This window comes from Leifsonia sp. NPDC058292, assembly GCF_042880955.1.
Lineage (GTDB): Bacteria > Actinomycetota > Actinomycetes > Actinomycetales > Microbacteriaceae > Leifsonia.
Genome location: NZ_JBHVYL010000006.1, coordinates 1 through 13945, shown reverse-complemented (window position 1 = coordinate 13945; position 13945 = coordinate 1). Strand labels below are relative to the sequence as shown.

The 13945-nt window shown below is 71.3% G+C and carries 11 protein-coding genes; 10 read left to right on the top strand and 1 reads right to left on the bottom strand.

Annotation, left to right across the window (positions count from 1 at the left end; genetic code table 11):
* Nucleotides 1-7: 7 nt before the first annotated feature.
* Nucleotides 8-1588 (bottom strand): L-fuculokinase, encoded by a 1581-nt coding sequence (locus tag ACFVWR_RS05610; RefSeq protein WP_387208881.1) that lies wholly within the window; start codon nucleotides 1586-1588, stop codon nucleotides 8-10.
* 86 nt (nucleotides 1589-1674) lie between these two features.
* On the opposite strand from ACFVWR_RS05610, the gene ACFVWR_RS05605 reads away from it, so the two are divergent.
* From ACFVWR_RS05605 to ACFVWR_RS05560, 10 genes are all read left to right on the top strand, one after another.
* Nucleotides 1675-2460 (top strand): DeoR/GlpR family DNA-binding transcription regulator, encoded by a 786-nt coding sequence (locus ACFVWR_RS05605; RefSeq protein ID WP_387208879.1) that lies wholly within the window; start codon nucleotides 1675-1677, stop codon nucleotides 2458-2460.
* The gene (otnK, locus tag ACFVWR_RS05600) at nucleotides 2457-3803 is read left to right on the top strand and encodes a 3-oxo-tetronate kinase (protein WP_387208877.1); all 1347 of its coding nucleotides are present in this window, start codon (nucleotides 2457-2459) and stop codon (nucleotides 3801-3803) included. Before ACFVWR_RS05605 ends, otnK begins: the two co-directional genes overlap by 4 nt.
* Nucleotides 3800-4483, top strand: a complete 684-nt coding sequence (locus ACFVWR_RS05595) for a class II aldolase/adducin family protein (protein WP_387208875.1) — start codon at nucleotides 3800-3802, stop codon at nucleotides 4481-4483. The genes otnK and ACFVWR_RS05595 overlap by 4 nt, the downstream gene beginning before the upstream one ends.
* 90 nt (nucleotides 4484-4573) lie before the next feature.
* On the top strand, nucleotides 4574-6595 hold the full coding sequence (locus ACFVWR_RS05590) for an ABC transporter ATP-binding protein (RefSeq protein ID WP_387208873.1): 2022 nt from the start codon (nucleotides 4574-4576) through the stop codon (nucleotides 6593-6595).
* Nucleotides 6576-8318 carry an ABC transporter ATP-binding protein gene (locus tag ACFVWR_RS05585; RefSeq protein ID WP_387208871.1) on the top strand — a complete coding sequence of 581 codons (1743 nt, stop codon included), beginning with the start codon at nucleotides 6576-6578 and terminating at the stop codon, nucleotides 8316-8318. The genes ACFVWR_RS05590 and ACFVWR_RS05585 overlap by 20 nt, the downstream gene beginning before the upstream one ends.
* Nucleotides 8315-10258, top strand: coding sequence for a protein O-GlcNAcase (locus tag ACFVWR_RS05580; RefSeq protein ID WP_387208869.1), 1944 nt, complete (start codon nucleotides 8315-8317; stop codon nucleotides 10256-10258). The genes ACFVWR_RS05585 and ACFVWR_RS05580 overlap by 4 nt, the downstream gene beginning before the upstream one ends.
* Before the next feature lie 154 nt (nucleotides 10259-10412).
* Entirely contained in the window at nucleotides 10413-11420 is a 1008-nt protein-coding gene (locus tag ACFVWR_RS05575) for a Gfo/Idh/MocA family protein (protein ID WP_387208867.1), read from the top strand.
* Nucleotides 11421-11552: 132 nt separating this feature from the next.
* Nucleotides 11553-12566 (top strand): Gfo/Idh/MocA family protein, encoded by a 1014-nt coding sequence (locus ACFVWR_RS05570; RefSeq protein WP_387208865.1) that lies wholly within the window; start codon nucleotides 11553-11555, stop codon nucleotides 12564-12566.
* Nucleotides 12567-12587: 21 nt separating this feature from the next.
* Complete coding sequence (locus tag ACFVWR_RS05565; protein ID WP_387208863.1) at nucleotides 12588-13100, top strand: GNAT family N-acetyltransferase; 513 nt, start codon at nucleotides 12588-12590, stop codon at nucleotides 13098-13100.
* A 67-nt stretch (nucleotides 13101-13167) separates the two neighbouring features.
* Complete coding sequence (locus tag ACFVWR_RS05560; RefSeq protein WP_387208861.1) at nucleotides 13168-13887, top strand: hypothetical protein; 720 nt, start codon at nucleotides 13168-13170, stop codon at nucleotides 13885-13887.
* Nucleotides 13888-13945: the final 58 nt, after the last annotated feature.

The window sequence follows — 13945 nt, the reverse complement described above, 5'->3', positions numbered from 1 at the left end:
CGCCGGTCTAGCGGGCGGCGGGATGCGGGGAGCGGGGATGCGGGGAGGCGGGATGCGGGGAGTCCGGATGCGAAGCGGTCGCCGCGGCAATGAAATCCGCGAGCAGGGGCGACGCCCCGGCGCTTGCGGCCATGGCGCCCTCCGCCGCGTCGCCGTCAGCCTCTTGCCGAGCGGAAAGCACCGGACTCGCGCCGGTCGCATCCCGCAACGCCAGCAGCGCGGCACCGGTCGCCACCGGTTCGGTCGACTCGACGCGCGTCACCGCTCCGGGAATCAGCGCCCGCTTCAGCGTCCACCATGCGTCGTTCGCCGCTCCCGGCCCGCCGAGCACCCGCAGCGTCGAAGCTCGCGCTCCGGATGCGCCGATCACCTCGGCCTGTTCGGCGTCGAGCCAGGCGAGCTGCAGCACCAGACCGCCGAGGATGGCCGTGAGCGCGTCGCCCGGGTCCGCGGGAAGCGCGGCGGTCGCTCCAGAACGATCGACGACGCGGAAGACCGCGCTCGGATCGGGATGAGGCGCCTGACGACCCCGCAGATAGGGCAGCACCAGCGGCTCTCCCTGCCAGTCGGCCGCGGCGCGGGCTGCTTCCGCGAGCGTCCGCTCACGGTCGGCTGTCGGGAGGATGGTGCGGAACGCCCACTCGACCAGGCCGCCCGCGGTGGGATTGCCGGCCAGCAGCGACTCGTGCGCCCCGTCGACCGTGCGAGCGATGCTCATGCCCGCCCGTCGGGCGGCGTCGCGAGAAATGGACGTGTCACTGACGCGGAACAGCGCCTCCGCGGTGCCGACGGAGTTCGCCGCCTCCCCGTGCGCGCGGACGTCCGCGGCCCAGGCGCCGACCGCGTGGTCGTGGCCGACGATGTGCACGGGGATTCCCGCGGTCAGCCCGGTGCGCGCTGCCGCCTCAGCGGTCACCGCTCCCGCCGGTTCCCCCGGCCTCAGCACAGTCGGCAGCCGGTCGACGCTGAAACCGCCGAGCGCCGTCAGTTCCGGGTCGAAGGATGCGGGCAGAGCCTCGGTGAGCGGCAGCGACCGGTAGGCCATCGTGCGGGCCGCGAGCGTGTGGTCGGTGGCGAAACTGCCCGTGAGCGCGAGAGCGATCTCGTCGGCGACGCCCGCCCAGCGAGCGTCGCGCAGTCGCGAGTCGCCGTCCCGCTGCAACTGGAGCCAGCGGGCGACGGGGGTCTTCGCGGGAACGGGCACGCCCGTGGCGTCGTAGAGAGCGGCCGCGCCGACCGACGAGACGAGGTCGTCGACCGCATCCGAGTCGCCGTCGTTCCAGCGCAGCAGATCGCCCAGTGGTTCGCCGGCCCGGTCGAGCAGCGCACCGGTCTCGGCCATCGACGCGATGCCCACCGCGTCGACGCGTTCGTCGCCGCCGCGCGTGACGGCCTCGATCGCGCCGAGCACCGCATCCCTGAGCGCCGCGGCCCCGACGGGGGTCGGAACAGACCGCCGGCGCACCTCGCGAACACCGCGGGAATCGTGCGCGCCGCCGATTGCTGGGTCGGCGACCTCGACGACCACGACTTTGGTGTTCGTGGTGCCGATGTCCACCCCGAGGGCGATGTGGCGGTGCTGGGTCACTCCTCCATTTTGTGCGCTTTCGAACATTTGAGTCAAGATCTGTCCGATTATTGACAATCAACAGGAGCAGCCGCTTGGATGGACGGGTGCGTTACACCGAGGCCCCGGCACGCCGGGACGAGCTGCTCCAAAGGCTTGCGACCGAAGGCTATGTCTCTTCGTCGCGACTGGCCGACGAGTTCGGCGTCTCCGAGATGACCATCCGCCGCGACCTGCGCCAGCTCGCCTTGGAGGGGCTCGCGCGCCGGGTTCCCGGCGGCGCCAGCCTGCCGCACCTGGGCCACGGCCTGCCCTTCGAGGAGCGCGACCGGTCCGGCGGCTCGGAGAAGCACGCGATCGCATCCGCCTGCCTGCCGTTGCTCGACGGCGCCGCGACGATCGCGCTCGACGCGGGAACGACGGTCGCACCCCTGGCTGGGGTGGTGCGTAGCGGCGTCGCGGTGCTGACCCACTCCGCGCCGGTCATCGCAGCCGCGACCGAGCGCGACGACATCGAGCTCATCGCCATCGGCGGCGTCTACCAGCACGAAACGCGGAGCTTCGCTGGGGCCGGAGCGCGCCGCGCCATCGCCGACTACTCGGTCGACATCGCCGTGCTGTCGGCCACCGCGGTCGACGCGAGCGGTGTGCTCTGCGCAAACGCCCTCGACGCCGAGCTCAAGCAGGAACTGGCCCGCGTGTCCGCGGTCACCGTGCTGCTCGTCGACCACTCCAAGCTGGGGGCGCGCGCTCCGATCCGCTTCGGAGACCTCTCGCTCATCGACATCCTGGTGACCGATTCCGGCGCCGACCCCGACGACGTGCGACAGCTGACCGAGGCCGGCGTGCGCGTGATCGTCGCGCCCGACGCCGTGGCTGAGGGCGCCTCTTGACCTCCGGCACGCTTCGGCTCGGCGTCGTCGCCGACGATGTCACGGGCGCCTGCGACCTCGCCGGTCGTGTGGCCGCGGCCGGACTGCCGACCGTCGTCACGATCGGCGTTCCGGCCGATTCGGACGGTCTGTTCCCCGGCGCTCCCGGCGAATCCGGTGTCGCGGTCGTCGCCCTCAAGAGTCGCACGGCACCGGTCGCCGAGGCCGTTCGCGAGTCGACCGCCTCGGCCGAACGATTGCTCGCCGGCGGGGCCACTCTGCTCTACCAGAAGTACTGCTCGACGTTCGACTCGACCGCGCGCGGCAACATAGGACAGGTCGCGGATGCGCTCGCCCGCGTCGCCGGCGACGCCCAGCCCCGCGGCGGCGATGCGATCACCATCGGCACGCCTGCCACACCGGGCTCCGGGCGAACTCAGGAGCGCGGCGACCTTCTCGTGAACGGCATCCCGCTCGCCGAGACACCGATGCGCGACCATCCCCTCACCCCCATGCGCGACTCCGACGTGGTGCGCGTGCTCCAGGCTCAGACGCCCCACAGGGTCGCGGGCCTTGCGCGCTCCGCGTCGTCAGCGGGCGGCGCGGATGCGGTGGCCGAGCGCATCCGCGAGCTCGCCGAGTCGGGTGCCGCCCACATCCTCACCGACGCCTCCGACGAGCGGGACCTCGACACGATCGCCCGCGCCCTGCTGATCGTCGCGCGCGAACGCCCCGTCGTCGCCGCGGGCGCCGCCGGCGTCGCGACGGCACTGGCCCGAACCGCCGGAGCCGCGAACGACAGCGCCGCCGCGCCGTTGGAGCGGGTGCGCGACCGAGGCCGGATCATCGTCTCCGGCAGTGCGTCCTCGGCGACGCGCGCGCAGAACGCGGCGTTCGCCGGCCCGCGCATCGTGGTCGATCCGCATGCCCTGGCGGCGAACGGGGATGCGGAGCTCGACCGCCTGCGCGCCGAGCTGGCGACCTCGCTGCTCGGCACAGCGCCGGTGCTCGTGACGGCGACGACCTCCGGCGACGAGCTGGCCCGTGCACAGCAGGAGCTCGGCACCGACCGTGCCGCGACACTGGTCGAGGATGCCCTCGCGCACCTGGCTGCTCACGCCGTCGCCGCTCTCGGCGTCACGCGGATGATCGTCGCGGGCGGCGAGACCTCGGGCGCCGTCGTCGCGCGTCTCGGCATCGACAGGCTGCGGGTGGGCGAGCAGGTCGCGCCCGGCGTGCCGTGGACCACCGGCACGCCCACCACCGGCACGCCCACCTCCGGCGGCACCATCGCGCTGCTGCTCAAGTCGGGTAACTTCGGCGGCGATGACCTCTTCTCCACGGCGTGGGAGGCGGCACCGTGACCCCCGGGCCTGCCTCTGCGCCGTCGCTGACCGGCGAGGCGAACCTGCGCGAAGCGATCGTGCAGGCCGCCCGGCACCTCTCGGCGCTCGGCCTCTCGCCCGGCAGCTCGGGCAACCTGAGTGTGCGACTGGGCGACAGCATCCTCGCCACCCCCACCGGCGCCTCCTTGCGCAACGTGCAGCCGGCGGACCTGGCGCTGGTCGGCAGTGAGCCGAACGACTCGGCACCTCTCAGCGCGGCGGACGGCCCACGCCCCACCAAGGAGCTTCCGCTCCACAGGGCGATGTATGACGAGCGACCGGATGCGGCGGCCGTTATCCACCTGCACTCCCCCTACTCCACGGCGATCGCCTGCCTGCCGCCCGACCGGGACGGATTCGCCGCCTTGCCGAACCTCACGCCGTACCGCGTCATGAGGCTCGGCCCGGTTCCGATCGCCGCCTATGCAGCCCCGGGCTCGGAAGACCTTGCGGCGTCGGTGCGCAAGCACGCCGCGGCACATGCCGTGCTCCTGCTCGCGAACCACGGACCGGTGGTCGCCGCGCCCACGCTCGACGCGGCGATCGACCTCATCGAAGAGCTGGAGACGGCGGCGCAGCTGACCCTGCTGCTCCGCCAGGCTCCCGCGGTCGCACTGACCGATGAAGCGGTCGCCACCCTCAGACCGCCGGGCCACTGACGCCGACCGCGTGATGCCGGCCGCACGGACGCATCCGTGCACCCCATCCTGCGCATCCCATCCGCTTCGCCATCCGTCCAAGGAGTTCCCGTGCCCAGCGCTCGCGCTGCTTCACCCACCGACCGACGCCACCTCGCGTCGGTGCCCCGCTTCCTGCTCTGGCAGGCCGCCCGGCAACCCGCCACCCTGCTGGCCGGTGTCGCCTTCGGCGTCGTCTGGATGCTCTGCCAGGCCGTCTGGCCGTTCCTGCTCGGGCGCGCCATCGACGACGGCATCGCCGGCGACGGCGAGCGCCTCTGGTTGTGGTGCGGCGCGCTGCTCGTGGTCGCCGCCATCCAAGCCGTCACCGGGATGCTGCGCCACCGTATGGCCGTCTCCAACTGGCTGCGCTCGTCACTGGGCATCGCCAGGCTGATCGGCTACCACTCGGCCGAGACCGGCCCGGCGATCACGGCGACCACCTCGTCGGGCGAGATCGTCGCGACGGTGTCGACGGACTCCATCCGCCTCGGGCAGATGTTCGATGTGACGGCGCGTCTGGGCGGTGGCGTCGTGGCGTTCATCGCGGTCTCGGTCATCATGCTCGTCTCCTCCGTGCCGCTCGGGCTCACGGTCATCATCGGGGTTCCGGCCGTCGCCCTCGTGCTCGCGCTGCTGCTGCGGCCGCTGCGCGTGAAGCAGGCCGCCTGGCGCGAGGAGTCGGGCCGGCTCACGACCCTCGGCGCCGACACGGTGGTGGGCCTGCGCGTGCTGCGCGGCGTCGGCGGTGAGCAGGAGTTCGTCGACCGCTACGCCCGACAGTCCCAGCGGGTGCGCGGCGCGGGCGTCGGTGTCGCCCGCACGCAGTCGTGGCTCGACGGGCTGCAGATCCTCCTGCCCGGAATCTTCCTGGTGTTCATCGTCTGGTTCGGAGCGCACCTCGCCGTCGACGGGGAGATCACGCCCGGCGAGCTCGCCGCGTTCTACGGGTACGCCACGTTTCTGGTGCTGCCCCTGCGCACGGCGGTCGAGGCCGCGCAGACTTTCACCGCCGGCGTCGTCTCGGCCCGGCGCGTGCTCGCGGTGCTGCGCACAGAGCCCGCGGCACGGGACACGAGGGCCACGGCAGCGGCGCCGCCCGCCGGATCGCCCCTCGTCGACGTCGCCTCCGGCCTCACCGTCGAGGCGGGCCGGTTCACCGCGATCGTGGATGCGAACCCCGACGAGGCCGCCGCCATCGCCACCCGGCTCGGCCGGTTCGACGACTCACTGCACCGCGAAGCCCCCGTGCTCTGGGGCGGGGTCGATCACACGACCGTTCCGGTGCGGTCGGTGCGCGAACGGATCGTCGTCAACGACGCCAACCCGCACCTCTTCGGCGGTCGCCTGCTCGACGGGCTCGACATCCTGCCGACCCGCGACGGCGAGTTCAGGGACACCAGCACCGGGCGCATCCGGCGCGTGTCGGCGGCCCTCGAAGCGGCCGCCGTCACCGAAACGGTCGACGCTCTGCCGGAGGGTGTGCACGAGCGCGTCGCCGAACGCGGCCGCACCTTCTCGGGCGGCCAGCGGCAGCGGTTGAGCCTGGCTAGGGCGCTGCTCTCCGACGCCGAGATCCTCATCCTCATCGAGCCGACCAGCGCCGTCGACGCCCACACCGAGTCGCAGATCGCGGCCCGCCTGCGCGAAGCGCGCGATGGAGAGACCACCGTGGTCGTGACCGCGAGCCCTCTTCTGCTCGATCGCATGGACACCGTCGCCGTCGTCTCGCACGGCCGGGTCGTCGGCACGGGACGCCACGAGGAGCTGCTGCGCCAAGACGACGACCTGGGCGACCTGTACCGGGCCATCGTCTCTCGCACGATCAGCAGCGCGGAGCCGGTCGACGGCGAAGACCTCGAGGCCGCCTGGACGGGATCGATCGACGCCCTCTGGACGGCGACGCAACCGGTCAAGGCCGTGCGCCCTGCGGCGATCGGCGCCGCGACGACGAAGAGCGCGAAGCGCGCCAAGCGGGCCGCCGCTAAGGCGGCGAAACCCGAGAAGCCTCCGAAGGGCGAGAAGCCCCCGAAGCCCGGCAAGTCCACGAAGAACCCGAAGAAGGGAGACGACGATGCTGCTGCCGATCGCTAGCACCGCGACGGTGCGGGCCACCGCATCCCGCCTCATCGCCCAGCACAAACGCCAGCTCGCCCTCGTGCTCGGGCTCCAGACGCTCGCGGCCTTCGCCGGGCTCGCCGGGCCGGCCCTGATCGGTGTGATCATCGACGGCGTCACCGGGCACCGCATCGACCTCCCCGGCATCGACACCATCGCGGCGATACTGCTCGGTGCCATCGTCTGCCAGGCGGTGCTCACGCGTTTCGCCCAGCGGCAGTCGATGGTGCTCGGCGAGGGCGTGTTCGCGATGCTGCGAGAAGAGTTCATGGCCACCGTGGCGCGGCTGCCGTTGTCGACCGTCGAAGCCGCGGGCACCGGCGACCTGCTGGCCCGCACGACCAACGACATCCAGAGCGTCGCCCAGACGGTGCGTTTCGGTGTTCCGCGCATCCTGGTGGCCTCGGTCACAGCGGTGCTCACAGCGGTCGCAGCGCTGGTGATCAACCCGCTGGTCGCTCTCGCAATGTTCGTGGGCCTGCCCCTGCTCATCCTCGCCACGCGTTGGTACCTCAAGCGTTCCGGCCCTGGATACCAGCGCCAGCTCGCCTCGTACGCCACCCTCGGCGGAACCATCAGCGAGACGGTCGACGGAGTGCGCACCATCGAGGCGCTCAGTCTCGCGCCCGCGCAGCGCGCGAAGATCGACGGTGCGCTCAAAGAACGCCGCGACTCCGAGTGGTACACGCTCTGGCTGCGTTCGTGGTTCTTCCCGAGCACCGACGTGTCCTTCCTCGTGCCCGTCGTCGTCGTCATCGCGTGGGGCGCCTACCTCGTCTCCACCGGCGCGGCGACGATCGGAGCGGTGACCGCCGTCGCCCTCTACGCCATGCAGCTCGTCGCCCCCATCGACGAACTGATCAGTTGGCTCGACGAGATCCAGGTGGGCACCACCGCTCTGTCGCGCATCATCGGTGTCGCGGATGTGCCCCCCGACCGCGAGGCGACCGGCGAGCAGCCGAGCGACGAGCACGTCGTGGCAGACGAGGTGCGATTCTCCTACCGGGAGGGCACCGAGGTGCTGCACGGCGTCAGCCTCGACCTGGCGGTCGGCGAGCGCATCGCCGTCGTCGGGCCGTCGGGCTCGGGCAAGTCGACGCTGGGCCGCATCCTCGCCGGCATCACCGAACCGAGCGGCGGGCTCGCGACCGTCGGTGGGGTGCGGCTCGTCGACCTTCCGCTCGACGACCTGCGCAGCCATGTCGCCCTGGTCACGCAGGAGCATCATGTGTTCGTCGGCACGATCGCCGAGAACCTCTCCCTGGCTCGCCCGTCCGCGGGACGTGACGAACTCGCCCGGGCCCTGAGGGTCGTGGATGCGCTCGGCTGGGTCGCCGCCATGCCGAAAGGCCTGGACACCGTCGTCGGCTCGGGCGGCGTGGTGCTCACCCCGGCGCAGGCGCAGCAGCTCGCCCTGGCGCGTCTCGTGCTGCTCGACCCGCACACCCTGGTGCTCGACGAGGCGACCTCGCTGCTCGACCCGACCGCCGCCCGCGACCTTGAGCGCGCGATGTCACGCGTGCTCCAAGGCCGAACGGTCGTGGCCATCGCCCACCGCCTGCACACCGCGCACGACGCCGACCGCATCGCCGTGGTGCGCGACGGAGAGATCGAGGAGCTCGGCAGCCACGACGAGCTCGTCGCCGCCGGCGGCGCCTACTCCGAACTCTGGAAATCGTGGCATGGAGACCCCGCATGACCCCGCGCCTCCCCGAGCTCGCGTGGCGCGGAGTGGTCGAGGGCTTCTACGGGCAGCCGTGGACGTTCGACGAGCGCATGACGTTCTTCGAGTTCGCGGGCGAGGTCGGGCTCACCTCCTACGTCTACGCGCCGAAGTTCGACCCCTACCACCGCGATGACTGGCGTTCGCCCTATCCGGCGCACGAGCTGAGCGAGCTGGCCGAACTGAACCGCCGGGCCGCCGCGAACGGCGTCGCGTTCGTGTACGCGATCTCCCCCGCGCTGTCGATGCGCTTCTCCGGCGACGACGACCATCGCGCTCTCGCCGCCAAATGCGCGCAGCTGTGGGATGCGGGCGTCCGCTCGTTCGCGCTGCTCTTCGACGATGTGCCCACCGAGCTTCCGCACGCCGAAGACCGCGAGTCGTTCGGCGACGACGCGCACGGAGCCGGCCGTGCCCACGGGCACGCCGCCGCTCGGTTCCGCGACGAGTTCCTCGCTCCGCGGGGTGTCACCGAACCCCTGCTGGTCTGCCCGACCGACTACGCCGGAACGGCAGCCTCCCCCTATCGGACAGGCCTCGCTGAACGGCTGCCCGCCGACGCCCGCGTGCTCTGGACGGGTTCCGACATCGTGGTCGGCGAGATCACTCGCACCGACATCGACCGCGCCGCCGACAGTTACGGCCGGGAGCTCGTGCTCTGGGACAACTTTCCGGTCAACGACTTCGACCGTTCGCGAGTGTTCCTGGGGCCGCTGACCGGTCGCCCGGGCGACGTGGCGGGCTCGCGGCTCGCCGGAATCGTCGCCAACCCGATGGTCGAGGCCGCGCCGTCGCGGTTCGCACTGTCCGCGGTCGCCGACTGGGCTTCCGATCCGGCCGCTTATGACGCATCCGCCGCGGCCGAACGCTCGTTCGCCCGGGTCGCGAACGGAGTCGAGTCGCTGCGCGCGCTCGTGGCGGTGACCAGCTCGTGGCCGCCCTCCGCCGCGCCCTCCCCCGAGGTCGCCGCCCTCCTCGAGCCTGCTCTGAATGGTGACTCCGACTCGCTGGAGCAGCTGGGCGACTGGATGCGGCGCCTGGCCCAGACGTCGGCCGACGGCGCGCCCGACGACCTGGCGGCGGGCCTCGCCCCGTGGGTGCGAGCCGCCCGGGCCGCGGGCGAGGCCGGCGCGCTCGCCTGCCACGTGCTCGCCGGCGCAGCCGCCGATGCCGACCTCCTCCGCGAGCTCATCGCCGCCCGCACCCGCTTCGAGGCGGAGTACGCGAATGTCGTGCGCGCACCTGTCGCCGAGCTGATCGCGGCAGCGATCGCACGTCTCGGGGGCGACGAGACTGCCCCCTACGAGACAGGAGACGCCGACTCGAGGTTTGTCGCCCCCTTCGCCGTTCACCTCTTGACCGGGGCGAACCCGTCTCCCGGAGACCGAGAGCTCGCCGAGTTCCTGGGTGCGTCCGGTCATCGCGTCACCATCTCCGCCGAGGCGCCCGCCGCCGGTTCACCGCTCCCCGACCTGGTCGTCGTCACGCGCTCGGGCGACGAGGAGACGGCCGTCGCCGCAGGGCGACTCGCCGTGCCGCTGATCGCCTGGGCACACACGGTCGCGCTCGGCCTGGCGACCGAATCCGTGGTCGCGCTCGCGCTCGACTCCATCGAGATCGTGGAACCCTCGCATCCGGCGGCGGCAGCGCTCACCGGCCGGGTCGGCGTCTACGTCGGGCCGAGCAAGCTCACGTGGTCGGAGCCGGGCGCGGATGCGGTGGTCGTCGCGCGCGAGCCGGAGGCACAGCATCCCGTGATCGCCCTCTACGGCACGGGATCGTCGCTCGCCGACGGGTCTGCCGCGCCGGCGCCCCGGGCCGTCGCCTTCCTGGGTCCGGACGGTTTCGCGCCCTGGTTGGTCACCGCCGAAGCTCGGGCACTCGTGCTCGCACTGGTGCGGACGGTCGGTGCATGATCCGTGACGTGCGGGCCCACGACCCGCCTTTCACCTGTCGGCAACTTTCGCCAGCAATCTGACAAAAGTTGCCCAACGCGCGGCACACTGTCGTTACGCTTGATGTGTTCGCGCACTCCGCAATCGATCCCATAGGCAAGGAGGCCTTTTGGCCATGTCCCATCCCCTTTCGATCGCCGCGATCGGTTTCTGGCATGTGCATGCCGGTGACTACGCGACATCAGTGCAAGAACATGCCGACACCACACTCGTCGCCGTCTGGGACGACGACGAGGCTCGTGGCCGGGAAGCCGCCGAGAAGTTCGGCGTGGAATTCGTGTCCGATCTCGACGCGCTGCTCGCCCGTCCCGACCTCGACGGTGTGACGATCACGACCTCGACCGACCAGCACCACGAGGTGATGCTGAAGGCCGTGCGTGCCGGAAAGCACATCTTCACCGAGAAGGTGCTCGCGCCCACCGTCGCCGAGGCAGAAGACATCGTCGCCGCCGCGGCCGACGCCGGAGTGGCCCTCGTCGTCTCGCTCCCGCGGCTCTACGACGGCTACACGCAGGCGATCGAAGCCGTGCTCGACGAGGGAAGCCTCGGCGAGCTCACCTATTCGCGCGTGCGGCTGGCCCACGACGGCTGGGTGGCCGGCTGGCTGCCCGACCGGTTCGGCGACCCGCAGACGGCCATCGGTGGCGCCCTCACCGACCTCGGCTGCCACCCCGCCTACCTCACGCGGTTGTTCCACCGTGCGGAGCCGACGTCGATCAGCGCGAGCTACGGCAGCGTCACCGGCCGCGAGGTCGAAGACAACGCGGCCGTGACGGCGCAGTTCCCGGGCGGCGGGCTCGGCGTCTTCGAAGCCAGCGTGGTCACGACGCCCGGTGCGTTCACGATCGAGCTGCGCGGCACCGAAGCCACCCTGATCTACGGATTCGGCGGCGAGCGCCTGCTCGCCAAGGGCGGCGCCTTCGGTGACGACTGGCAGGAGCTCGCCGTTCCGGAGGCTGTTCCGGGAGCGTTCGCGCAGTGGGTGCAGCACATCCACGACGGCACCACCGCCGACGAGAACATCCGTCACGCGATCGAGCTGACCCGGATGGTCGTCGCGGCCAACGAGTCGGCCGCGAGCGGCGCCGCCGTGGCGCTGTCACCCGTCACCGCATCCATCTGACCCGTCCGACCTGACCGCGGCTTTCGTGCGGTGCTCGGCAGCACCGCGAGCGCCGCACGACCGCATCCGAGACAACACCCCTGGGCCGCTGCGCGCCCGGAATCATCCACGACTTTCAGGAGAATCATCACCATGAGCACCACCGTTCGCATCGGACTCATCGGGGCCGGCGGCATCGCCGGAGCCCACGTCGCCGGCTACCTGCGCAACCCGGAGACCGTCACGTTCGCGGCCGTCGCCGACCCCGTGCGCGAGAACGCGGAGAAGCGGGCCGGAGACACCGGCGCCGCGATCTACGCCGACTACCGCGAGATGCTCGCCGACGCAGACATCGACGCCGTCGACATCTGCCTGCCCCACCACCTGCACAAAGACGCGATCGTCGCGGCGGCCAGGGCCGGCAAGCACATCCTGTGCGAGAAGCCGCTGTGCCTCACTCCCGACGAGGCTCGCGAGGTCAGCGCCGTCGTCGAAGAGACCGGCGTCACGCTGATGTGCGCGCACAACCAGCTCTTCCTCCCCGCCGTCGCGAAGGCGAAAGAGCTCATCGAGTCGGGCACCATCGGCCGCGTCTACGAGGTGCGCACCACCGACAGCTTCTTCAACGATTTCGACCTGGAGAGCATGGGATGGCGCGCCCACGCCGCGACCAGCGGCGGCGGCGAGCTGATCGACACGGGATACCACCCCACCTACCTGCTGCTGCACCTGGCCGGCGGCTCCCCTGTCGAGGTCACCGCGATGCTCGCCACGCACCGCCTCACGTTCATGGAGGGCGAAGACTCGGCCACCGTGCTCGTGCGGTTCGACAACGGTGTGATCGGTACCATCGTCACCAGCTGGGCGTACGAGGCGGCCGACAGCACCGAACGCTTCTCGGCGGTCGGCGAGCTCGGCTCGCTCACGAGTGACGGAACCACCCTGAGCTACCACGTGCGCGGCGAGGAGCCCGTCGTGCTCGAGCTCGAGCCCGTGCACGAGTTCGGCGCGGAGATCGAGCATTTCGCCCGCAGTGTGCTCGACGGCACCCGCCCGCTGCACACCGAGAAGGAGGGTGTCGAGGTGCTCGGCATCATCCTCGGCGCATACGAGTCGGCGCGCACCCGCTCGATCGCCGAGGTCTCCGCCCTGACCCCGGTGGCCTGACGGCTCGCTAGCATCGGGCGAATGGAGACCATCCCTCGCCGGCTCGACGTCGTGGGGCGTGAGGATGCGGAGCTGCGCATCCTCACGCCCGACGACTGGCGCATCGAGCACGACCTCTCGCGCGTCGCCGACGTGCCGACGTGGACCATGTATCCGCCCGACCTCACCAAGGAGCAGTCGCGTGCCCGCGCCGGCTTCAACGTCGACCTGGTCGAGGCCGGCCTGGGCATCCGCTACCTCGTGATCGAGGCCGGCACCATCGTCGGCACCGCCGGCTTCGGGCGCCGGGCCGACGGCGACCACGAACTGTTCTACGCGCTCAAACCCGAGGGCCGAGGCCGGGGGCTGGCGACGGATGCGGTGCGAACCCTGGTCGACTGGCTGCACGCCTCCGGCGCGCGCCGCCTTTGGCTCAGCACCCTGGACGGCAACATCGCGAGCGAGAACGTGGCACGCCGCGCAGGGTTCGTCGCGGTCGGCACAGGCGTGCACGTCGACGGACGCCCGCTCACCCAGTGGCGGCGCGGGCTCTGAGCCGGGTCAGCTCGCGTACCGACCGGCCTGGGCAGCTCGCCCATGATGCTGGGGTAACGTCACCAGCATGAGCAAGAACGAGGGCGGCACGCGCCAGGAGACCCGGACGCGCGAACACAAAGTCGCGCCGGAGCATCGTTGGCCCGCCCTGATCGCCACGCTCGTCGCACTGGGCGCTTATGCATTTCTCCCCAGTGTCATCCCCGTGTTCGAGCGGTATGCCGTCGTGGGCATCTGCGTGCTGATGCTCGCGGCGCTCGTCATCTACAACCCGCACCACCTCACCCGCGAGTCGCGCTGGTCGCGGCGTGCGGAGATCGCGCTGGCCGTGCTCATCCTCGCCGCCAACCAGATCGCTTTCGTCGAGACGATCCTGCGGCTGCTCAACAAGCACGGCAACGGATACGAGCTGCTGCTCGCGTCGCTTCAGGTGTGGCTGACGAACGTCATCGCGTTCGCCCTCGTGTTCTGGGTGCTCGACCGCGGCGGCCCCGTCTCGCGAGCGAGTCTCGCCCGACACGAGCTGCCCCGCGCCGACTTCCGTTTTCCGCAAGACGAAGACCACGACGCGATCGACGAAGTGGCCAGGGGGTCGAGTGCCCGGATGGGCTGGGTGCCGAACTACATCGACTACTTCTACTTCTCGCTCTCCAACTCGATGGCGTTCAGCCCGACGGACACCATGCCGCTCACCCACCGCGCGAAGCTCCTCATGGCCCTCGAGTCGTTCGCGGGATTCGTGCTCCTCGCCCTCGTGATCGCCCGCGCCGTCTCCCTCATCGGCTAGCGCCTCCCCCAAAGCAATCGACTCCGGGAAGAATGCTCTCGAACGGGCTGTTCGAGAG